This is a genomic window from Ramlibacter sp., from assembly GCF_036383835.1.
Lineage (GTDB): Bacteria > Pseudomonadota > Gammaproteobacteria > Burkholderiales > Burkholderiaceae_C > Ramlibacter.
This window is the reverse complement of sequence record NZ_DASVNN010000112.1, coordinates 1-19,637: the sequence shown is the minus strand read 5'-3', so window position 1 is coordinate 19,637 and position 19,637 is coordinate 1. Positions and strand designations below refer to the sequence as shown.

The 19,637-nt window shown below is 68.8% G+C and carries 18 protein-coding genes; 8 read left to right on the top strand and 10 right to left on the bottom strand.

All coding sequences use genetic code 11. From position 1 onward, the window contains the following. Positions 1–51: 51 nt before the first annotated feature. The 3 genes from VF522_RS17675 to VF522_RS17665 are packed head-to-tail and all read left to right on the top strand — an operon-like array spanning position 52 to position 5,974. A complete protein-coding gene (locus tag VF522_RS17675; protein ID WP_330909615.1) occupies positions 52–1,281 on the top strand; it encodes a TolC family protein in 1,230 nt (409 codons plus the stop codon). Continuing rightward, a complete protein-coding gene (locus VF522_RS17670; RefSeq protein ID WP_330909614.1) occupies positions 1,278–2,789 on the top strand; it encodes an efflux RND transporter periplasmic adaptor subunit in 1,512 nt (503 codons plus the stop codon). Before VF522_RS17675 ends, VF522_RS17670 begins: the two co-directional genes overlap by 4 nt. Further along, positions 2,786–5,974 carry an efflux RND transporter permease subunit gene (locus tag VF522_RS17665; RefSeq protein ID WP_330909613.1) on the top strand — a complete coding sequence of 1,063 codons (3,189 nt, stop codon included), beginning with the start codon at positions 2,786–2,788 and terminating at the stop codon, positions 5,972–5,974. The genes VF522_RS17670 and VF522_RS17665 overlap by 4 nt, the downstream gene beginning before the upstream one ends. A gap of 81 nt (positions 5,975–6,055) precedes the next feature. Here VF522_RS17665 and VF522_RS17660 read toward each other — a convergent pair whose 3' ends face one another. The 9 genes from VF522_RS17660 to VF522_RS17620 all read right to left on the bottom strand — a co-directional run bounded on the left by VF522_RS17660 (position 6,056) and on the right by VF522_RS17620 (position 12,012). Further along, positions 6,056–6,685: a cation transporter gene (locus tag VF522_RS17660; RefSeq protein ID WP_330909612.1), complete on the bottom strand. Its 630-nt coding sequence runs from the start codon at positions 6,683–6,685 to the stop codon at positions 6,056–6,058. Positions 6,686–6,736: 51 nt separating this feature from the next. Next, positions 6,737–7,189 carry a Cd(II)/Pb(II)-responsive transcriptional regulator gene (gene cadR / locus VF522_RS17655; protein ID WP_330909611.1) on the bottom strand — a complete coding sequence of 151 codons (453 nt, stop codon included), beginning with the start codon at positions 7,187–7,189 and terminating at the stop codon, positions 6,737–6,739. A 31-nt stretch (positions 7,190–7,220) separates the two neighbouring features. Next, positions 7,221–7,505 (bottom strand): copper-binding protein, encoded by a 285-nt coding sequence (locus tag VF522_RS17650; protein ID WP_330909610.1) that lies wholly within the window; start codon positions 7,503–7,505, stop codon positions 7,221–7,223. Positions 7,506–7,517: 12 nt separating this feature from the next. Further along, entirely contained in the window at positions 7,518–7,988 is a 471-nt protein-coding gene (locus tag VF522_RS17645) for a DUF411 domain-containing protein (protein WP_330909608.1), read from the bottom strand. Continuing rightward, positions 7,985–8,485 (bottom strand): cupredoxin family protein, encoded by a 501-nt coding sequence (locus VF522_RS17640; protein WP_330909607.1) that lies wholly within the window; start codon positions 8,483–8,485, stop codon positions 7,985–7,987. Before VF522_RS17640 ends, VF522_RS17645 begins: the two co-directional genes overlap by 4 nt. Positions 8,486–8,498: 13 nt before the next feature. After that, entirely contained in the window at positions 8,499–9,881 is a 1,383-nt protein-coding gene (locus VF522_RS17635; RefSeq protein ID WP_330909606.1) for a copper oxidase, read from the bottom strand. Positions 9,882–9,883: 2 nt separating this feature from the next. After that, positions 9,884–11,278 (bottom strand): TolC family protein, encoded by a 1,395-nt coding sequence (locus tag VF522_RS17630; RefSeq protein ID WP_330909605.1) that lies wholly within the window; start codon positions 11,276–11,278, stop codon positions 9,884–9,886. Beyond that, positions 11,275–11,559 (bottom strand): hypothetical protein, encoded by a 285-nt coding sequence (locus VF522_RS17625; protein WP_330909604.1) that lies wholly within the window; start codon positions 11,557–11,559, stop codon positions 11,275–11,277. The genes VF522_RS17630 and VF522_RS17625 overlap by 4 nt, the downstream gene beginning before the upstream one ends. A gap of 72 nt (positions 11,560–11,631) precedes the next feature. After that, positions 11,632–12,012, bottom strand: coding sequence for a DUF2946 family protein (locus VF522_RS17620; RefSeq protein WP_330909603.1), 381 nt, complete (start codon positions 12,010–12,012; stop codon positions 11,632–11,634). 190 nt (positions 12,013–12,202) lie between these two features. Here VF522_RS17620 and VF522_RS17615 point away from each other — a divergent pair, with 190 nt between their 5' ends. Continuing rightward, positions 12,203–12,499 (top strand): hypothetical protein, encoded by a 297-nt coding sequence (locus VF522_RS17615; RefSeq protein WP_330909602.1) that lies wholly within the window; start codon positions 12,203–12,205, stop codon positions 12,497–12,499. A 16-nt stretch (positions 12,500–12,515) separates the two neighbouring features. On the opposite strand, the gene VF522_RS17610 is transcribed toward VF522_RS17615, so the two are convergent. Next, positions 12,516–13,169, bottom strand: a complete 654-nt coding sequence (locus VF522_RS17610) for a cation transporter (RefSeq protein ID WP_330909601.1) — start codon at positions 13,167–13,169, stop codon at positions 12,516–12,518. Between the two features lie 65 nt (positions 13,170–13,234). On the opposite strand from VF522_RS17610, the gene VF522_RS17605 reads away from it, so the two are divergent. From VF522_RS17605 to VF522_RS17590, 4 genes are all read left to right on the top strand, one after another. After that, entirely contained in the window at positions 13,235–14,305 is a 1,071-nt protein-coding gene (locus tag VF522_RS17605) for a DMT family transporter (protein ID WP_330909600.1), read from the top strand. A gap of 98 nt (positions 14,306–14,403) precedes the next feature. Continuing rightward, a complete protein-coding gene (locus VF522_RS17600; protein ID WP_330909599.1) occupies positions 14,404–16,098 on the top strand; it encodes a long-chain fatty acid--CoA ligase in 1,695 nt (564 codons plus the stop codon). A 106-nt stretch (positions 16,099–16,204) separates the two neighbouring features. Next, a complete protein-coding gene (locus tag VF522_RS17595) occupies positions 16,205–17,719 on the top strand; it encodes an ATPase domain-containing protein (RefSeq protein WP_330909598.1) in 1,515 nt (504 codons plus the stop codon). Beyond that, positions 17,716–19,407: a response regulator gene (locus tag VF522_RS17590; RefSeq protein ID WP_330909597.1), complete on the top strand. Its 1,692-nt coding sequence runs from the start codon at positions 17,716–17,718 to the stop codon at positions 19,405–19,407. Before VF522_RS17595 ends, VF522_RS17590 begins: the two co-directional genes overlap by 4 nt. The last annotated feature ends 230 nt before the right edge of the window (positions 19,408–19,637 follow it).

Sequence of the window (19,637 nt, the reverse complement as noted above, 5' to 3'; positions counted from 1 at the left end):
GCCGCGGCATGCCCGCAGGCCGACAACCGTTTCGTTGTCTTCGGAGATTCCATGTTTTCGCGTTTTCTTCCCGCGGCTCTTGCACTCGCCGCGATGCTTCCGGCCCTCGGTTCGGCCGCATCCCTTGACCTGGACCAGGCGCTGGAGCTTGCTGCACAGCGCTCTCAAGCGGCACGCGCCGCGCGCTCAGGTGCCGCCGGCGCCGCGGAAGCCGCGCGGGCCGCGGGACAGCTGCCGGACCCGATGCTCGGCGTGGGTATCGACAACCTGCCGGTGACCGGGGCGGACCGGCTTCGCACGACCGCCGACTCCATGACCATGAAGAGGGTCGGCATCAGCCAGGAGTGGGTGTCCTCCGAAAAGCGCGCCCTGCGCCAGGCAGCCGCGCAGGCTCAGGTCGGCCGCGAGGCGCTGGCAGAGCAGGTTGCAGTGGCAGAGGCCCGCCTCCAGGCCGCGTTGGCTTACCTCGATGCCTACTTCGCCGGCGAGAGCTTCAGGCTCACCACGCTGGCCGAACACCACGTGCACGAGGAAGCCGAAGCCGCGAAGGCGCGCTTGTCTGCATCGACGGGCAACAGCCAGGAGGTCCTGCAGGCGACGGCCGCACGCGGGGTGGCCGAGGACGAATCCGCCGAGATGCAGCAGATGCAGTCGGCGGCGCTGGCCAGCCTGCAGCGGTGGGTCGGACTCCGACCGGACGAACTCGCGATGCCCGCGTTGCCAACTGTGCCCAGCGAGCAGGCCTATGTGGCCGCCCATCCGGCCGTGTTGCAAGCCCTGCGCGAAATCGAACTCGCGCGCGCCGAAGCGTCTGCCACGGCAGCGAATCGGAGGCCGAACTGGACGTGGCAGGCCTCCTACGGCCAGCGCACCGGTTTCCCGGACATGGTGTCCATCGGCGTGAACATCCCGCTGCCGGTCTCGCCCGGGGAAAGGCAAGACCGCGAGACGGCGGCCAAACTCGCGCTCGTGGAGAAGGCCGAAGCCGGCCTGGAAGGTGCATCCCGGATGGCGACTGCCGAATACCGCGCGCTTGCCAGCGACGCCCAGCGGCTGGCGCAACGCGGGGAGCGGTACCGCACCGGCGTCGTCGTGCCGGCCCGGCAGCGAACGCAGGCTGCACTTGCCGGCTACCGCTCGAACCAGCTTCCGCTCATGACTCTCTTCGAGGCGCGCCACGCGGAAGTGGACACGCTTCGCAAGCACCTCAACCTGCGGCGCGACCTCGCGAAGGTGCAGGCGCAGCTCACCTTCAAACCCATTCCCGGAGTTGCCCGATGAAGCGCAGCCACATTGCGGCAGCGGCCTTGGCCGCCGCGACTTTTGCCGCGGGCGGGTACTTCGCCGGCAAGCATTTCGCACACCCGCCGCAGAAGGTGGCAAGCGCGCCAGCCGCGGGCCAGCAGGGCGAGCGCAAGGTCCTGTACTGGCATGACCCGATGGTTCCGGGCCCGAGGTTCGACAAGCCCGGGAAGTCGCCTTTCATGGACATGCAGCTCGTGCCGGTCTACGCCGACGAGCAGGCCGATGCCGGCGTGAAGGTCAGTCCGGGAGTGCAACAGAACCTCGGGATCCGCACGGCCACCGTGACGCGAGCGCAGGTTGCAAGCTCCTTCGATGCCGTTGGCACCGTGCAGTTCGACGAGCGACTGACCGCGGCCGTCCAGACGCGCGTGAACGGCTATGTGGAGCGGCTGCTGGTTCGCGCCCCGATGGAGTACGTCCGGCGAGGCCAGCCACTGGCGACCGTCTATGCGCCGGATTGGCTGGGCCCGCAGAACGAGTATCTGGCCCTCAAGCGCGCCGGCGTGTCCCAGGACCTCCTGGAGGCGGCACGCGACCGCATGCGTGCCATGTCCATTCCCGATGCGCTGCTTCGCCAGAGCGAGCAAGTGGGCACGGCGCAGGCTCGCTTCACCGTGCCGGCGCCCGTGAGCGGCGTCGTCGCCGAGCTCGGGGTACGCGAGGGCGTCGCCGTGAATCCGGGCATGACGCTGTTCCGGATTGCCGGCCTGGAACGGGTCTGGGCCGTGGCGGAAGTGCCGGAGGTCCAGGCGGTTCGCCTCCAGCGCGGCCAGAAGGTCAAGGCCGCATTGCAGGCGGATGCCTCGCAGGCGTTCGACGGCGAGCTGAAGGAAATCCTGCCGCAGGTCAGCGCGAACACCCGCACCGTGCAGGCCAGGTTCGAGGTCGCCAACAAGGGCGGCCGCCTGACGCCGGGCATGCTGCTTCGCCTGCAAGTCGCGGGGCCGGTCACCTCGCGCCTGGTCGTACCCGCCGAGGCGGTGATTCGGACCGGAACGCGTGCCGTTGCCATCGTGCGCAGCGCTAACGGAGCGTTTGCACCCCGCGAGGTCGCTCTCGGCGCTGACCTCGGAGACCAACTCGAAGTGGTGCAAGGGCTGAACGAGGGGGACCAAGTCGTCGCCAGCGGGCAATTCCTGGTGGACTCCGAGGCTCGGCTGAAGTCTGTGTTGGGCGGGATGGCTGCAGCAGGACGGGCCGCTCCCGCCGCGAGCGCGCCTGTTCCTCAGGCACAGAAACCCGCAGCGGCCGGGACCTTCAAGGCGGAGGGCAAGGTGGAGAAGGTCGATGCCGAGGCCATCACCTTCTCCCACGGGCCGGTGCCGGCGCTCAAGTGGCCGGCCATGACCATGGGATTCGGCAAGCCCAATCCGCAGGCCTTTCCTGGCGTGAAGCCCGGCGACTCCGTCACTTTCGAGTTCAAGCAGGGCGGTCCGATGGGCTATGAGCTCGTCGCCGTGACGCCCGCGGGAGCAGGCAAGTGATAGCGACGCTCATTCGCTGGTCCATCCGCAACCGCTTCCTGGTGTTGATCGCGACGGTCTTCGTTGTCCTGGCTGGCATCTGGTCAGCGCAGCGGATGACGCTCGACGCGCTTCCCGACCTGTCGGACACCCAGGTCATCGTGCGGACGCCTTACCCCGGGAAGGCGCCTCAGGTCGTCGAGGACCTGGTCACGTACCCCCTGACCACGACCATGCTGAGTGTTCCGGGCGCCAAGGTCGTCCGCGGCTACTCCTTCTTCGGCGATTCCTTCGTCTACGTCCTCTTCGACGACAAGACGGACCCTTACTGGGCTCGCTCCCGCGTCGTGGAGTACCTGAACCAGGTCCAGAGCCGGCTGCCTGCGGGTGCCAACGCCTCTCTCGGGCCCGACGCCACGGGCGTGGGCTGGGTCTACGAATACGCGTTGGTGGACCGCACCGGCAGGAACGACATCTCGCAGTTGCGTGCGCTCAACGACTGGTTCCTGAAGTTCGAGCTCAAGACCGTACAGGATGTGGCCGAAGTCGCGAGCATCGGCGGCATGGTGCGCCAATACCAGGTCGTTCTGGACCCGAACCGCATGCGGACACTCGGCGTGACGCAGGGCATGGTCGTGGAGGCGCTGCGGAAGGCCAACCAGGCCGCCGGCGGCTCGGTGGTGGAGCTCGCGGAGGCCGAGTACATGGTCCGCTCGCGAGGCTTCCTGCGGTCGCTGGAGGACTTCCGCACCATCCCGATCAGCGTGTCCGGAGCGACTCCGGTGTTGCTGCGTGATGTCGCGTTCGTTCAGATCGGCCCGGAAATGCGACGTGGCATCGCGGAGCTGGACGGCCAGGGCGAGGTGACCGGAGGCGTGGTCGTCATGCGTTCCGGCAAGAACGCGCGAACCACCATCGAGGCGGTCAAGGCGAAGCTGGCGACCCTGAAGGCCAGCTTGCCACCGGGCGTGGAGGTCGTCCCGACCTACGACCGCTCTCTGCTCATCGACCGGGCAGTGGACAACCTGAGCTGGAAGCTGGTCGAGGAGTTCGTCGTCGTCGCCCTGGTCTGCGCGGCTTTCCTCTTCCACCTGCGCTCCGCGCTCGTGGCCGTGGTGACCTTGCCCGTCGGCGTGCTGGCTGCGTTTGTCGTCATGCAGTGGCAGGGCGTCAGCGCCAACATCCTGTCGCTGGGCGGAATCGCGATTGCACTGGGAGCGATGGTCGACGCTTCGATCGTCCTGATCGAGAACGCGCACAAGCACCTCGAGGCTTTCGAGCATCGGCATGGCCGCGGTCCGACGCTGGCCGAACGATGGGAATTGGTGACGGAGGCTTCCGTGGAGGTCGGACCGGCGCTGTTCTTCTCGCTCCTCGTCATCACGCTGTCATTCGTGCCGGTCTTCACGCTGGAAGCGCAGGAGGGAAGGCTGTTCTCACCCCTGGCGTTCACGAAGACGTACGCCATGGCTGCCGCAGCCGGCCTGTCGGTCACGCTGGTGCCCGTCCTCATGGGGTACCTGGTGCGAGGCCGCATCCCGCACGAAGCATCCAACCCGCTGAACCGGTTTCTCATGGCCATCTACAGGCCCGCCCTGGAGGCCGTGCTTCGATTTCCGAAGGCGACGCTGGCCATCGCCGCAGTGCTGCTGGCGCTGACAGTCGTCCCGCTGATGCGCCTGGGTGGGGAGTTCCTGCCGCCTCTGGATGAAGGGGACCTCCTGTACATGCCGTCGGCGCTGCCTGGCCTTTCGGCCTCGAAGGCTTCGGAGCTGCTGCAGCAGACCGACCGCCTCATCAAGACCGTTCCCGAGGTGGAGCGGGTCTTCGGGAAGGCGGGCCGTGCCGACACAGCCACCGACCCGGCCCCGCTGGAGATGTTCGAGACCACCATCCAGTTCAAGCCCCGCGGGCAGTGGCGTGCCGGGATGACGCCGGACAAGCTGGTGGAGGAGCTGGACCGCATCGTCAAGGTGCCTGGCCTCTCGAACGTGTGGGTGCCTCCCATCCGCAATCGCATCGACATGCTGGCCACCGGCATCAAGAGCCCGGTGGGCATCAAGTTGGCCGGCGCGGACCTGGCGACCATCGACCGGCTCACCGGCCAGGTCGAGTCGGCCGTAAAGAAGGTGCCTGGCGTGTCATCGGCTCTCGCCGAGCGGCTCACCGGTGGCCGGTACATCGACGTGGACGTCGACCGTGCCGCCGCCGCCAGGTACGGGCTTTCCGTTGCGGACGTCCAGAGCATCGTTTCTACCGCGATTGGCGGCGAGAACGTGGGGGAAGTCATCCAGGGCCGCGAGAGGTTTCCCATCAACGTGCGATACCCGCGAGAGATTCGCGACTCGCTGGAGCGGCTGCGAACCCTCCCGTTCGTCACCGACAAAGGCGCCCAGCTCCTGCTGCAGGACGTCGCGCGCGTGAACATCCAGGAGGGCCCGCCGATGATCCGTAGCGAGAACGCTCGCCTTTCCGGCTGGGTCTATGTCGACGTGCGGGGCCGAGACCTGCGCTCTGTCGTCACGGACATGCAGGCTGCCGTCGCCAAGGAGGTCAAGCTGCCGGCGGGCTATTCCGTTTCCTGGTCGGGACAGTTCGAATACCTGGAACGGGCCGCGGAGCGGCTCAAGGTGGTGGTGCCAGCCACGCTGGCAGTCATCTTCGTGCTGCTGTACCTCCTGTTCCGCTCCTTCAAGGATGCGGGCTTGGTCATGGCCGCGGTCCCGTTCTCCCTGGTGGGAGGCTTCTGGCTGGTCTGGGCCTTGGGGCACAACATTTCCGTTGCGACTGCCGTGGGCTTCATCGCGCTCGCCGGCGTGGCCGCGGAGTTTGGCGTGGTGATGCTGGTGTACCTGAAGAACGCGTACTCCAGGCGGCTCGCAGCCGGCGAGCCGGACAGCGACGACACCCTGCTGGCCGCGATTCGCGAAGGTGCAGTCCTTCGTGTCCGGCCGAAGGCGATGACCGTTGCAGTGGTCATGGGTGGCCTGCTTCCCATCCTGGTGGGTAGCGGCACCGGCTCGGAGGTCATGACGCGAATCGCAGCCCCGATGGTGGGCGGCATGGTCACCGCCCCTCTGCTCAGCATGCTGGTCATTCCCGCGGCCTGGTATCTGCTTCACCGCCGCCGTCCCAGGCACGTGGCTTCGTCTGCATCCGTGACGAAGCCACTCGCAACCTCGCATCCCAAACCTCACCTCACTTGAAAGGAATCCCTTTTGTGAAAGCGGAGGTCAGTAGCGTCGACACGGCCCGGCCGAGCGCCGGCACGGCAAGCAGGCGGCCGGTCAGTGCGCATGGACCGCAGGCCGCAGCTCCCCGCGCGCCTGCTTCTGCACGGTCCAGGCTCCGCTGAGCGCCAGGCTGCCCATCACGCCGGCCACCAGCAGGTCGGGCCAGGCATGGCCCGTCCCGAACACGCCGAGGGCGGCGAGCATCACGGCGACGTTCCCCAGCGCGTCGTTGCGTGAGCAGATCCATGCCGATTGCATGTTGGCGTCGCCCGCGCGGAACCGGAACAGCAAGGCCGCGACGCCCGCATTGACGGCGAGCGCGGCGAATCCGACGGCGCCCATCGTGAGGGGTTCGGGGGGGACGCCCGCCTGCAGGTTGTAGAGCGCCTTGCCGAGGACGAAAACGCCGAACGCGCCCATGCAGGCCGCCTTGAACAGTGCGGCTTTGGAGCGGGTGGATGCGGCGAGGCCGAGCACCGCCAGCGACAAGGCGTAGTTGGCCGAGTCCCCGAAGAAGTCGATCGAGTCCGCCAGCAGGGAGACGGAACCCGAACTCCAGGACGCACCAAGCTCGACGAGGAACATGAGCGCGTTGAGCACGAGTGCCACCCAGAGCGCCTTGCGGTAGCGCGGGTCGACGGGAGGGCTGGAACAGGCCGAGTGGGAGCAGCAGCTTGCGGACATCTTGGTTTTTCCTCTCTGACGGCGATTGGAAACCCTGAAGCCGCTACAGGGTCAACCGGGACGGTGGAGGCCCTTGAGATGACCCGCGGCCCTTTGCTGCTTCGGGGCGCTCGAGGCTTTCGCGAGACCTTCCAGGATCCCGCACTCCTGGGCCTCCCGTGTTTCGCCGCAGAGCGACCGCAGTTCCTTGAGCTCCTTTTCCAGGGCGCGGAGTTCCTTGATCCGGCGGCTGACGTGCCCGATGTGTTCGTCGAGCACGGAGTTCACGTCGCCGCAGTTTTCGTGCGGCGAGTCCTTGAAGCGCAGCAGCACCCGCACTTCGTCGAGCGACATGTCGAGGCCGCGGCAGTAGCGGATGAAGCGAAGACGGGCCAGGTGCTCCGGGCCGTAGCTGCGGTAATTCGATCCGGTGCGTGCCGGCTCCGCGAGGAGGCCCTCGCGCTCGTAGTAGCGGATGGTTTCCACCGCCGTTTCCGATGCGGCAGCAAGTTCCCCGATCTTCATGGCGGGCCCTCGGTGCAGCGGCGTGCCGCGTTCATTTCTCCAGGGCGGTGACGACGTAGTTGCCTTGCGCGTCCTTGTCGGCCGCGAACTTCACCTTGTCGCCGGCCTTCACGTTGTCGAGGAGCGTCTTGTCCTTGACGCCGAACACCATCGTCATCGGCGGCATGTCGAGGTTCCTGATCTCGCCGTGCTTCAGCGTGATCTTGCCGATGGCCTTGTCCACCTTGCGGACCTCGCCTTCGGTGAGGGCCGCCTGCGCGAAGGCGGCGGTGGCGAGCAGGGTGCCCAGCAGGGCGGCGGTGAATCGTTTCGTCATGATGGTTTCCGTTCAGGCCTTGTTGTACGAGGCGTAGACCTTCGTTTCGCCGTTCTTCAGCACGAGCAGCACGTCGAACGGATCGCGCCGGTCGCCGTAGATCCTGCCGTCCATGCCGGGAGAGCCGACCGGCATGCCGGGGACCGCGAGGCCCACGGCCTCCGGCTGGTCCTTCAGCAGGCGGCGCACTTCCTTCGCCGGCACGTGGCCCTCGAGGGCGTAGCCGCCGACGAAGCCGGTGTGGCAGGAGCCGAGCCTGGGCGGGATGCCCAGTTTCGCGCGCATGGCGCCGTTGCCGTTCTCGTGCACCTTCACGGCGAAACCGTTGTCCTGCAGGTGCTTCACCCAGTCCTGGCAGCAGCCGCAGTTGGGGTCCTTCCAGACTTCCACCAGGGTCTTGCCGGCCTGCTGGGCGAACGAAGCGAAGGGAAGTGCCCCGAGCGCGAGCAGCAGGCCGCGGCGCACGCCGAAATCGTGGTTCATTGTCTTTTCCCCTTGGGCTGGACGACGATGGTGCCCTTCATCCCGGCTTCGAAATGGCCGGGGATCAGGCATGCGAATTGGAAGGTGCCGGGCCGGTTGAAGTTCCACACCAGGTCGCCTTTCGCCCCGGGCTTCACGTGGGCCATGAAAGGTTCGTCGTGCTCCATCTTCGGGAACTTCTTCATCATCCTGGCATGTTCCTTCAGTTCCTGCGCGGTGCCGATCACCATCTCGTGCAGGATCTTGCCGCCATTGCGCACGACGAAGCGGATGGTCTCGCCCTCGCGCACCTCGACGCGGGCCGGCCGGAAGCGCATGTCGTCGCCCATGCGGATCTCGATGGTGCGCGCGTCCCTGGCGTCGCCGGCGATGCCCCAGGGCGTCTGCTCCTTCGCCAGTTCGTCGGCGGGCTGCGCGGCGTGCTGGTCGCCGTGCGCCCACGCCGCGGAGGCGACGAGCAGGGCGGCGGCGACGGCCAGTGTCTTGCGGATGTGCATTTTTTCCTCGCTCTCAATGATGTCCTTCGTGGCCCGCCGGCTTGCGCACGTCCAGCGGCACGGATTTCTTCTGCGGCGCGGGCGCCGCGGTGCGGGCCGGCGCCGGCATCTCGCCGGTCCACTCGCGCGCGACGGTGCCCTGCGGATGGCGGTACCAGCCCGGGTCCCGGTAGTCGCCCGGCTTCTGGTCGCGCCGCACCTTCAGCAGCGTGAACATCCCGCCCATCTCCGCCGGGCCGAAGGGGCCGCGGCCGGTCATCATCGGCAGCGTATTGTCCGGGATCGGCATTTCCATGGCGCCCATGTCGGCCATGCCGCGCTCGCCCATCACCATGTAGTCGGGCACGATCTTCTGCAGCTTCTTCACCAGGCCCTGGTGGTCGACGCCGATCATGGTCGGCACGGCGTGGCCCATCGCGTTCATGGTGTGGTGGCTCTTGTGGCAGTGCAGGGCCCAGTCGCCTTCGACATCGGCCACGAACTCCATCTGCCGCATCTGGCCGACGGCCACGTCGACGCTCACCTCGGGCCAGCGCGCCGTCCTGGGGATCGGCCCGCCGTCGGTGCCGGTCACGGTGAACTCGTGGCCGTGCACGTGGATCGGGTGATTCGTCATCGTGAGGTTGCCGACGCGGATGCGGACCTTGTCGCCCTGGCGCACGGCCAGCGGATCGATGGCGGGAAAGACGCGCGAGTTGAAGGTCCACAGGTTGAAGTCCAGCATCGTGTTCACCCTGGGCACCGCGCTGCCCGGATCGATGTCGAAGCCCGCCAGCAGGAAGCAGAAATCGCGGTCCACCCGGTCGATCAGCGGATGCGCGCCCCTCGGGTGCGTGATCCACAGGCCCATCATGCCCATCGCCATCTGCACCATTTCGTCGGCATGCGGGTGGTACATGAAGGTGCCCGGTCGCCGTGCCTCGAACTCGTAGACGAAGGTCTTGCCCGGCGGGATGTGCGGCTGCGTGATGCCGGCGACGCCGTCCATGCCGTTGGGCAGGCGCTGGCCGTGCCAGTGGATCGCGGTGTGCTCCGGCAGCTTGTTGGTGACGAAGATGCGCACGCGGTCGCCCTCCACCACTTCGATGGTCGGACCGGGCGACTGGCCGTTGTAGCCCCACAGGCGCGCGGTCATGCCCGGCGCGAACTCGCGCTCGACGGGCTCGGCGACGAGATGGAATTCCTTGACGCCCCGGTTCATGCGCCAGGGCAGGGTCCAGCCGTTGAGGGTGACGACCGGGTTGTAGGGACGCCCCGTGGTGGGCACGAGCGGCGGCGCGGTGGCGGGCTGGTCCGCGATCACCGCTTCCGGCACGGCGGCCAGCGCCACCTTGCTCACGGAGGCGGCGGCGATCGCGCCCATCGCGGCGCCGCCGAAGAAGGCTCTTCGTTGCATGTTCAGTGTCCTTCGGAAGACGCGGCCGGCGCCGTGCCGCCGGCACTCATGGCGGCGAGCGCGCCGGGCGAGGTGCCGGTGAGCGCGGTGCGCAGGTCCGTGTCGGCGATCCAGAAATCGCGCTGTGCCGCGATCGCGTTGTTGACGGCGGCGATGTGGTTGCGGGCTTCGCCCAGCAGGTCCCACACGCTGGCGAGCATGCCGTTGTAGCGCAGCTGGGTTTCGTCGACGATGAACTTGCGCAGCGGCACGATCTCGTCGCGGTAGTGCTTCGCCACGTCGTAGGCCGTGCGCTGGCCGTGCCAGGCCTCGCGGGCTTCGCTGCGGGCCCGCACGGCGACCTCGCGCACGCGCGCCACCGACTGCAGGTAGGTCGCCTCGGCACGCGCGCTGCGCGCCTGGCCCCAGTCGAACAGCGGGATCGGCAGCTCCACTTCGAAGCCGCGCCTGGTTGCCTTGCCACCGGTGGCGTTGTCGAAGGTGGTGTTGCGCACCACGCCCAGGGTGAGCGCGTCCACCACGCTGGTGGCCCTTGTCAGGCCCAGCGATTGCGCGACGTAGCGGCTCTCGTCGCGGGCGGCGCGCACGTCGATGCGCTCGCGCAGCGCGGTGGCTTCGACGTCGCGCGCTTCCGCGATGTCCTTCGGCAGGTCCGGCAGGCGATCGGGCAGGGTGTAGTTCGCGTCCTCGCCCCACAGGCCCATCAGGCGCGTGAGCTTCTCGCGCTCTGCGACCGCAGCCTGTTCCGCGCGGGCAAGCTGGGCGCCGATGTCGGCCAGCGTGGCCTGTTCGCGCGCCTGCTGCAGCTTGCTCCAGTTGCCTACGCGCGCCATGCGGCGCGCCAGCTCCGCGCCGGCTTCCGCCGCCTCGCGGGCGTCGCGCAGGTATTGCGCGGTCTGCCTTGCGGCCACGGCCTGGATCCAGGCCTTACGCGTGTCGGCCGCGGTGCGGATCACCTCCTGCGCGGCGCGCAGGCGTGCGAGCTGCAGCGACTGGCTGGCGTACTGCGCGCGCCAGGGCAGCGTGAGCAGCTGCACCACGTTGAAGCTCAGCATGCGTTCGATCTCCAGCACCTGTCCCTCGCGCAAGCGGCCGAGGCTCAGGTGCGGATTGGGCAGCTGCGCCGCCTGCACGCGCTCGGCGTCGCTGATCGCGAGCGCGGCGAAGTTCGCTTCGAGCGCGGGGTTGCTCAGGAGTGCGATGCGCACCGCGGTGTCGGCGGCCAGCGGCCGCGGCTCGAGCAATTGCTGCACGGTCTCGCGCTTGTCCGACGGTGCGATGCCGGTGCGTGTCGCGGTGAGCTGCTCGACGTCCCGGCGCAAGGCGTCCGGCCCCGCCGGCGCGGAACAGCCTGCGAGTGCCAGCGCGGCAGCGAGGAAGGCCAGCGCGTTCTTCATGGCTTCTCCTGCGGGCGCGCCGGTGCCGGTGCGGGCGCCGGCGTGGCCTGGTCCTGCTGCCTCTCTTCCCAGCGCAGCAGGTCGATGTGGCCGCGCGGGAACCGGGCGACGTCGGCATTCGCCTTCTTCCAGTCCACCGTGTCTTCTTCGACGCCGGCCGGGCCGGTGAAGACGGAGCTGTAATGCGGCGGCGGCACGGGCGCGGCCGCGTCGGCGGGGTCGGCGGCCAGGGCCGCCGGGGCAAGGACGGCCAGCGCGGCCGCCATCCAGGGCGATGTCATGCGGATCTCCAGGCGGATGAGTGAGCGGCGCAACGCGACAGCGCGCGCTGCGGACGCACTACGGGCAGGAGATCAGCTTCTGGGCGGCTTGAAGGCGTGCGCGGGCTCGGCGCTATGGAAGGCGACCGTCACGGCGGGCGGCGGTGCCTGCGAGAGGCGAGTGGATGCGGGAGCGACGGCGGACGGGATCACCGCGAACGAGGAGCACACCTGGCACGCGGCACAGGTGGGGCAGTCGCCGTGCGCTCCGGCCGCTTCGTCTTGCGCAGCTGCAACTGCCTCGTCGGCGTGCGCGGCGCCATGCTGGTCGCAGTCGTGGGCCGCGGCGTGCCCTTGTTGTGGCGCCTGGGCTTCCTGCGCCGACTGGGCCAGCATCTGTCCGGCCATGGCTTCGCCCACCAGCCCGCGCAGGGGCAACAGCAGGACGAGAAACAGCAGCAGCCAGCGGCGCATGCCGGCGATCATAGTCGAGTGATTTGCAGCCCTTCCCGCGGAAGGACAAATCCTACGCGCGGTCCAGAAGATTCGTACGGCGGCGAATCGCTGGGCTTCCTACAGTGGACGCTTCGCCGGCATCGCGCCGGCAACGCTTCCGCCGGCAAGTGCCGGCATTTCACCCGCAACAAGCCGAGAGAGGACCACGATGAACGCCGACACCGCGACCCAGAACCCCTTCCCCACCAGCTCCGAAAGCTCCGGCACCGGCGGCAGCAACGGCGCCGGCCTCAACGGTGACGCGAACCGTGTCCGCCGCATGGCGCAGAGCCTGCACGAGGCCGTCGATTCGCTCGAGCAGAAGATCGGCCACGGCAGCGAGCGCGTGATGAACATGCAGGAAGAGTACGGCGACATGGCCCGCGAACAGGTGCGCGCCAACCCGCTGGCCGCGCTCGGCGTCGCCTTCGCCGCCGGCTTCGTCATCGCCCGTATTTTCCGTTGAACAACGGCGCGGAGCGTCAAGCGCTTCGCGACACCAGCTCCCGCCGCGCCTGGCGCACCACGCTCAGCCCGGCGGAGAGCGCCAGGCCCGCCATGACGGCCGCGACCAGCAGGTCGGGCCAGCGGGTCCCGGTCCCGAACACCCCCACTGCCGCCAGCATCACGGCCACGTTGCCGATCGCATCGTTGCGCGTGCAAAGCCACACGCTGCGCATGTTGGCGTCGCCGTCGCGGTAGGCGTACAGCAGGACCGCGACGCCGACGTTGGCCAGCAGCGCCAGCGTGCCGATCGCACCCATCGCGAGCGGCTCGGGCGCCGCGCCGTTCCACGCGGCCCAGGCCGCCCGGCCGAGCACCGCGACGCCGAACAGGACCATGCTGGCCGCCTTGAACACTGCCGCGCGTGCCCGAGCGACCGCACCCATCGCCAGCACCGCCAGCGAGATCGCGTAGTTGCCCGCGTCGCCGAAGAAGTCGATCGCGTCGGCCAGCAGCGACACCGACCCGGTGGACAGGCCGCCGGCGATCTCGATGGCGAACATCAGCGCGTTGACCGCCAGCGCGATCCACAGCACGCGGCGGTAGCCGGGCGGCACCGGGCCTTCCGGGAGGGCGTGGTGGTCATGGCCGTGGCCATGGGGGTCGTGATGATGAGGGTGGTGCAGGGACATCGGCCGGCTTGCCGGGCATTGTGACCGAGCCGGCGCGGACGCACGCGGGCTAGCATCGGGGCTGCATGACGTCTTTTTCCCAACGCCCCACCTGGCGGCACCCGGGCGTGGCCGCGAGCCTGGCCGCCGCCTTGCTGTTCGGCGCGGCCGCGCCCCTGGCCAAGCTGCTGCTGCTGCAGGTGAGCCCCTGGCTGCTCGCGTCGCTGCTGTACCTGGGGTCCGGCCTGGGCCTGTTGCTGCTGCGCCGCCTGCGCGGCGCCGCCCCTGTGCGCCTGCGGCCGGGCGAAGCGCGGTGGCTCGCCGGCGCGGTGCTGGCCGGCGGCGTGGCCGGCCCGGTGCTGCTGATGCTGGGACTCGCGGGCATGCCGGCGTCGCAGGCGTCGCTGCTGCTCAATGCCGAAGGCGTGCTGACGGCGCTGCTCGCCTGGTTCGTGTTCCGCGAGAACGTGGACCGCCGCGTGGCGCTCGGCATGGCGGCCATCGTCGCCGGCGGCGTGGTGCTGGCGTGGCCGCGGGAGGGAACCGCGGACGCGGGAACTTCCGCGCTGCTGGTGCTCGCCGCCTGCCTCGCCTGGGCCATCGACAACAACCTCACGCGCAAGGTGTCGCTGGCCGACGCGTCCTGGATCGCGATGGTGAAGGGGCTGGCGGCGGGCGGCACCAACCTGGTCCTCGCGCTGGCGCTGGGGGCCTCCTGGCCGGCGCTGCCGTCGGTGGGCGCGGCGGCCTTGCTGGGCTTCTTCAGCTACGGCGTGAGCCTCGTGCTGTTCGTGCTGGGCCTGCGTTCGCTCGGCACCGCGCGCACCGGCGCCTATTTCTCGGTCGCGCCCTTCTTCGGGGCGCTGCTCGCGGTGCTCCTGCTCGGCGAGGCGGTCGACGCGCGCCTGGCTTTCGCGGCGGCGCTGATGGCGCTCGGGGTCTGGCTGCACCTGACCGAGCGGCACGAGCACCGGCACGCGCACCGCGCGCTGGAACACGCGCACGAGCACGTGCACGGTGCCGGTGACGAACACCACGAGCATGCGCACGTACCGTCGGTGCCGCCGGGCACGAAGCACAGCCATCCCCACCGGCATGAGCCCATGGTGCACTCGCATCCGCACTTTCCCGACGCGCACCACCGCCACGAACACTGACGCGGCGGGTGCGTCGCCCGCGGGACGGTCGTGGGGCTTCCCCGCATGTCGCGCGGCAGCGATGGGTTTATGGTCGGCGCAGCACTCAACGCCTCCCCATGGACCGCCCGCACCACCAGTTCTGGCCCAAGCGCCTGCCGCACTCGCTGACCGTCCCCGCCACGTCGCTGTGGGACAACCTGGCCATCAGCGCCCGCCGCTATCCGCACAAGCCCGCCGTCGTCTTCTTCGGCCGCGCCTATCCCTACGCCGAAGTGCAGCACCTCGCCGAGCGGCTCGCGGCCCGCCTGCACGCGCTGGGCGTGCGCAAGGGCGACCGCGTGCTGCTGGACATGCAGAACTGCCCGCAGCTGCTGGTCGCGCACTTCGCGATCCTGCGGGCCAACGCGGTGGTGGTCCCGGTCAATCCGATGAACCGGGCCGAGGAGCTGAAGCACTACATCGTCGATCCCGATGCGAAAGTGGCGATCACCACCGGCGACCTCGCGCCCGAGCTCGCCAGGGCGAATGCGCAGCTGCCGACCGGGCAGCGGCTCGCGCATCTCGTCGTCACGCAGTTCACCGACGCCTTCGACCCGCAGGGGACGGAAGCCGGCACCATGCCGGAGACCTGGAAGGACTGGCTGCTCACCCGCCATCCGCTGCCCGCGATCGAAGGCGGAGAGGTGCTGGCCTGGACCGACGCGCTCGCCAACGACCTGCCGCTGCCGCCGCTGGAAGTGGGCCCCGGGGATCTCGCGTTGCTGCCCTATACCAGCGGTACCACGGGCCAGCCGAAAGGCTGCATGCATCCGCACCGCAGCATCCTGCACAACGCGATGGCGAGCAGCCTCTGGGGCAACGCGACGCCCGAGTCGGTGACGCTGCAGGTCGTGCCGATGTTCCACATCACGGGCATGGTCAGCGTGATGCACACCAACATCTACACCGGCTCCACGCTGGTGATGATGCCGCGCTGGGACCGCGACGTCGCCGGCCGGCTGATCTCCCGCTACAAGGTCACCACCTGGACCAACATCCCCACGATGGTGATCGACCTCCTCGGCAGCCCGAACTTCGCGGACTACGACCTCTCGAGCCTGCAGCACATCGGCGGCGGCGGCGCGGCGATGCCGCAGGCCGTGGCGCAGCGCCTGTTCGAGCAGTTCCAGCTGCGCTACGTGGAAGGCTACGGCCTCACGGAAACCGCCGCGCCCTCGCACAGCAACCCGCCGGATGCGCCCAAGCAGCAATGCCTCGGCGTGCCCTTCATGAGCTGCGATGCGCGGGTGGTCGATCCGGAGACCCTGGAGGAACTGCCGCCCGGCGCGCAGGGCGAGATCATCATGCACGGGCCGATGGTGTTCGAGGGCTACTGGAAGCGGCCGGAGGCCACCGAAGCCGCCTTCGTCACCCTCGGGGGCAAGCGCTTCTTCCGCTCCGGCGACCTCGGGCGCATCGACGAGGACGGCTACTTCTTCCTCACCGATCGCCTCAAGCGCATGATCAATGCCTCGGGCTTCAAGGTGTGGCCGGCCGAAGTGGAGGCACTGATGTTCCGCCACCCGGCGATCCAGGAAGCCTGCGTGATCTCCGCGCACGACAGCTACCGTGGCGAGACGGTCAAGGCGGTGGTGGTGTTGCGGCCCGCGTACAGGGGCCAGGTGACCGAGCAGCAGATCGTGGGCTGGTGCCGCGAGAACATGGCGGTGTACAAGGTGCCTCGCATCGTGCAGTTCGTCGACGCGTTGCCCAAGAGCGGCAGCGGCAAGGTGATGTGGCGCACGCTGCAGGAAGCGGAAGCCGGCGCGTGACGCAGGAGGTTCCGGTCCCCCGATGTCGGAATGAGCCTACACCCGGCGAAGCGCCCAGCCGGTAGGATGGTCGCGCAGCCGCTTGTCTCGCGGCTGTTCGTATTGGATGAAACGCCCCGACATCACCGTTCCCATTCCTGCCCAGGAGCGCGCCTCGACCGGCATCGCCGGCCTCGACAACGTTCTGGGCGGGGGCCTTCCTGCCAGGCACGTCTACCTCGTCGAGGGGGACCCGGGCTCCGGCAAGACGACGCTCGGCCTGCAATTCCTCCGCCAGGGCGTGCAGCAGGGCGAGAAGGGGCTTTACGTCACGCTGTCGGAGACGAGCGCCGAACTGCGCACGGTGGCCGCGTCGCATGGCTGGGACCTCGATGGCATCGAGCTCTTCGAGCTGGTGAGCAGCGAAGGCCTGAGTCCCGAGCTCGAACAGTCGATCCTGCATCCCTCGCAGGTCGAACTCGGTGAAACCGTGCGCGGCGTGATCGCCGCCGTGGAGCACGGCAAGCCGCAGCGCGTGGTGTTCGACAGCCTGTCGGAGATGCGGCTGCTCGCGCAGGATCCGCTGCGCTATCGCCGCCAGGTGCTGGCCCTGAAGAAGTTCTTCGCCGACCAGGGCTGCACCGTGCTGCTGCTGGACGACCGGTCCAGCCGCGACACCGACCTGCAGCTGCACAGCATCTCCCATGGCGTGATCAACCTGGAGCAGGCCGTGGACCAGTACGGCCCGGAGCGCCGGCGCTTGCGCGTGCTGAAGATGCGCGGCATCAAGTTCCGCGGGGGCGACCACGACTTCGTGCTCGATACCGGCGGGCTGGCCGTGTTCCCGCGCCTGGTGGCCGCCGAACACCGCATGTCCGCGACGCACGAGGTGGTGAGCAGCGGCATCCCCAAGCTCGACCAGTTGATGGGAGGCGGGCTGGCCTGCGGCAGCAACACGCTGTTCAACGGCCCGTCCGGCGTGGGCAAGACGACCACGGCCATGGCCTGCGTGCTGGCGGCGCTGCGGCGCGGCGAGCGCGCGGCTTACTACCTGTTCGACGAAGGGCTCTCCACGCTCCTGGTCCGCGGCAAGGCGCTGGGCATGGATCTCGAGCCTTACCTGGCCAGCGGTCACCTGCAGGTGATCCCGCTGGACCCCGCGGAAGTGTCGGCCGGCGAATTCGCGCACATGGTGCGGCACGCGGTGGAGGAGGTCGAAGCGCACATGATCGTGATCGACAGCCTCAACGCGTACCTGCAAGCCATGCCGGGCAGCAAGTACCTGATGCTGCAGATGCACGAGTTGCTGACCTACCTGAACCACCTCAACATCGTCACCATCCTGATCCTGGGCCAGCACGGCGTGATCGGGGATGCAGGGAGCGACGTCGACATGAGCTACCTGTCCGACGGGATCCTCACGTTCCGCTTCTTCGAGGCCAGGGGACGCCTGCTGAAGGCGGTGTCGATGGTGAAGAGCCGCACCAACCAGCACGAGCAGACCATCCGCGAATTCCGCATGGGGCCGCAGGGACTGGAAGTGGGCCAGGAACTGACCGACTTCGAGGGCGTGCTGACCGGCGTGGCAGCCTACCGCGGCGAACTGCCGCTGCTGGGCGACCGACCGGGCGGGAAGAAATGATGGAACTGCGGGTCCTCATCCACGCGCCCCGCGGCAGGGATGCCAACGTCGTGCGAACCGTGCTGGAGCACCAGGGCATCGCGTGCGACGTCTGCGCGACCGACGCAGAGCTGCTCGCGGCGATGGACGAAGGCGCAGCCGCGGTGATCGTCACCGAGGAAGCGCTGCCGCAACTGCTGTCCGACGATGGCCTGCACACCTGGCTGAAGAACCAGCCGCCCTGGTCCGACTTCCCCTTCGTGGTGCTGGCCACCAAGCGCGAGGGCCGCCGTGCCGACAAGGACTTCCGGGCACTGCACAGCCTCGGCAACCTGGTGCTGCTGGAGCGGCCGCTCAACGCGGAGACGCTGGCGAGCGCGGCGGAGTCGGCGGTGCGCGCGCGCCGGCGGCAGTATGCGGGGCGCGAGCACCTCGATGAGCTGAAGCGCACGAGGACCGAGCTCGAGCGACTCAACGGCGAGCTCGAGGACCGCATCCTGAAGCGCACGAAGGAACTCGCCAGCGCCAACGACCGCCTGATGAAGGAGATCAACGAGCGCGAGCGGGCGCAGGCGGTGCTCACGCAGGTGCAGAAGATGGAGGCGATCGGCCGCCTCACGGGCGGCATCGCCCACGACTTCAACAACCTGCTGCACGTGGTCAACATGAACCTGGAGCTGGTGTCCCTCTACGCCAAGGAGGAGAAGGTCAAGCCGGTGGTGGACCGCGCCAAGAGCGCGGCGCGCCGCGGCGCGCGCCTGACGAACCAGCTGCTGTCCTTCGCCCGCAGCCAGTCGCTGCTGCCGCGGCTCACGCGCGTCAACCAGCTGATCCTGGGCATGAAGGACCTGCTGGAAATCTCGGTCGGTTCCGGCATCGAGGTGGAACTGGACCTGTGCGAGGAAGACGCCACGGTGATGCTCGATGCGAGCCAGCTGGAGATGGCGGTCCTCAACCTCGCCGTGAACTCGCGCGACGCGATGTCCGAGGGCGGCAAGCTGAAAATCAGCACCGGCACGCGCTTTCTCGACGCCGACCGCGACCTGCCCGAAGGCGATTACGTGCTGGTGAGCGTCAGCGACAGCGGCAGCGGCATCCCGTCCAGCATCCTGCCCAAGGTGTTCGATCCCTTCTTCACCACCAAGCCGGTGGGCCGCGGCACCGGGCTGGGGCTCAGCCAGGTCTATGGCTTCACCCGCCAGTCCGGCGGGGTGGCGCGCATCCGCAGCGCGGACACGGGCACGACGGTGGAGATGTTCTTCCCGGAGGCCGACGCCGACACCGAGGACGTCACCACGGAGCGTCAGCAGCCGGAGGTGCCCGCGCTGGCCGGGTCCTGCCACATCCTCGTGGTGGAAGACGACCCGGACGTGCGCCGCGTGATCGTCGAATGCCTGAGCCTCATCGGCTACAAGGTCACCGAAGCGGCCAACGGCCACGAGGCGCTGGCTTCGCTCGCCGCGGTGAAGCCGGACCTGCTGGTGGTGGACTACGCAATGCCGGACATGACCGGTGCCGAAGTGATCTCCGAAGCCCGCAAGATGGTGGGCGACGTCCCGGTGATCCTCGCCACCGGCTATGCCGACATGGCCGCGGTGGAACGCCTGGCCGGCAAGCCGAAGATCCTGCGCAAGCCCTTCGACATCGCGCAGCTCGGCGACGCGGTGAGCACGGCGCTGGATGCGGCGCGCGACAAGGCGGAAGTTTGACGTCATCCCCGCGCAGGCGGGGACCCAGAGCATTTGTATGGAAGCGGCGCTGTTTGCGCCGTTTTTTTTTGCTTTGTCGCATCGCGTCGGCTGCCAGCCCCCGTGCGGGCGGGGCCGGGGTCGCGCATGAAGGCATGGCGCCTGCGAGGACCGGGCAGGCGGCCCAGCGCGGCTACGAGAGCGAAGCGTATCGAGCCGTGCGTACGATTCTGACTCGCGACACCGGTGCC

Bases quoted from the DNA above. Each gene is read 5' to 3' on its own strand.
- VF522_RS17675 (WP_330909615.1), top strand. From the start codon at position 52: ATGTTTTCGCGTTTTCTTCCCGCGGCTCTTGCACTCGCCGCGATGCTT.
- VF522_RS17670 (WP_330909614.1), top strand. From the start codon at position 1,278: ATGAAGCGCAGCCACATTGCGGCAGCGGCCTTGGCCGCCGCGACTTTT.
- VF522_RS17660 (WP_330909612.1), bottom strand. From the start codon at position 6,685: ATGTCCGCAAGCTGCTGCTCCCACTCGGCCTGTTCCAGCCCTCCCGTC.
- cadR (WP_330909611.1), bottom strand. From the start codon at position 7,189: ATGAAGATCGGGGAACTTGCTGCCGCATCGGAAACGGCGGTGGAAACC.
- VF522_RS17650 (WP_330909610.1), bottom strand. From the start codon at position 7,505: ATGACGAAACGATTCACCGCCGCCCTGCTGGGCACCCTGCTCGCCACC.
- VF522_RS17645 (WP_330909608.1), bottom strand. From the start codon at position 7,988: ATGAACCACGATTTCGGCGTGCGCCGCGGCCTGCTGCTCGCGCTCGGG.
- VF522_RS17640 (WP_330909607.1), bottom strand. From the start codon at position 8,485: ATGCACATCCGCAAGACACTGGCCGTCGCCGCCGCCCTGCTCGTCGCC.
- VF522_RS17635 (WP_330909606.1), bottom strand. From the start codon at position 9,881: ATGCAACGAAGAGCCTTCTTCGGCGGCGCCGCGATGGGCGCGATCGCC.
- VF522_RS17630 (WP_330909605.1), bottom strand. From the start codon at position 11,278: ATGAAGAACGCGCTGGCCTTCCTCGCTGCCGCGCTGGCACTCGCAGGC.
- VF522_RS17625 (WP_330909604.1), bottom strand. From the start codon at position 11,559: ATGACATCGCCCTGGATGGCGGCCGCGCTGGCCGTCCTTGCCCCGGCG.
- VF522_RS17620 (WP_330909603.1), bottom strand. From the start codon at position 12,012: ATGCGCCGCTGGCTGCTGCTGTTTCTCGTCCTGCTGTTGCCCCTGCGC.
- VF522_RS17615 (WP_330909602.1), top strand. From the start codon at position 12,203: ATGAACGCCGACACCGCGACCCAGAACCCCTTCCCCACCAGCTCCGAA.
- VF522_RS17610 (WP_330909601.1), bottom strand. From the start codon at position 13,169: ATGTCCCTGCACCACCCTCATCATCACGACCCCCATGGCCACGGCCAT.
- VF522_RS17605 (WP_330909600.1), top strand. From the start codon at position 13,235: ATGACGTCTTTTTCCCAACGCCCCACCTGGCGGCACCCGGGCGTGGCC.
- VF522_RS17600 (WP_330909599.1), top strand. From the start codon at position 14,404: ATGGACCGCCCGCACCACCAGTTCTGGCCCAAGCGCCTGCCGCACTCG.
- VF522_RS17595 (WP_330909598.1), top strand. From the start codon at position 16,205: ATGAAACGCCCCGACATCACCGTTCCCATTCCTGCCCAGGAGCGCGCC.
- VF522_RS17590 (WP_330909597.1), top strand. From the start codon at position 17,716: ATGATGGAACTGCGGGTCCTCATCCACGCGCCCCGCGGCAGGGATGCC.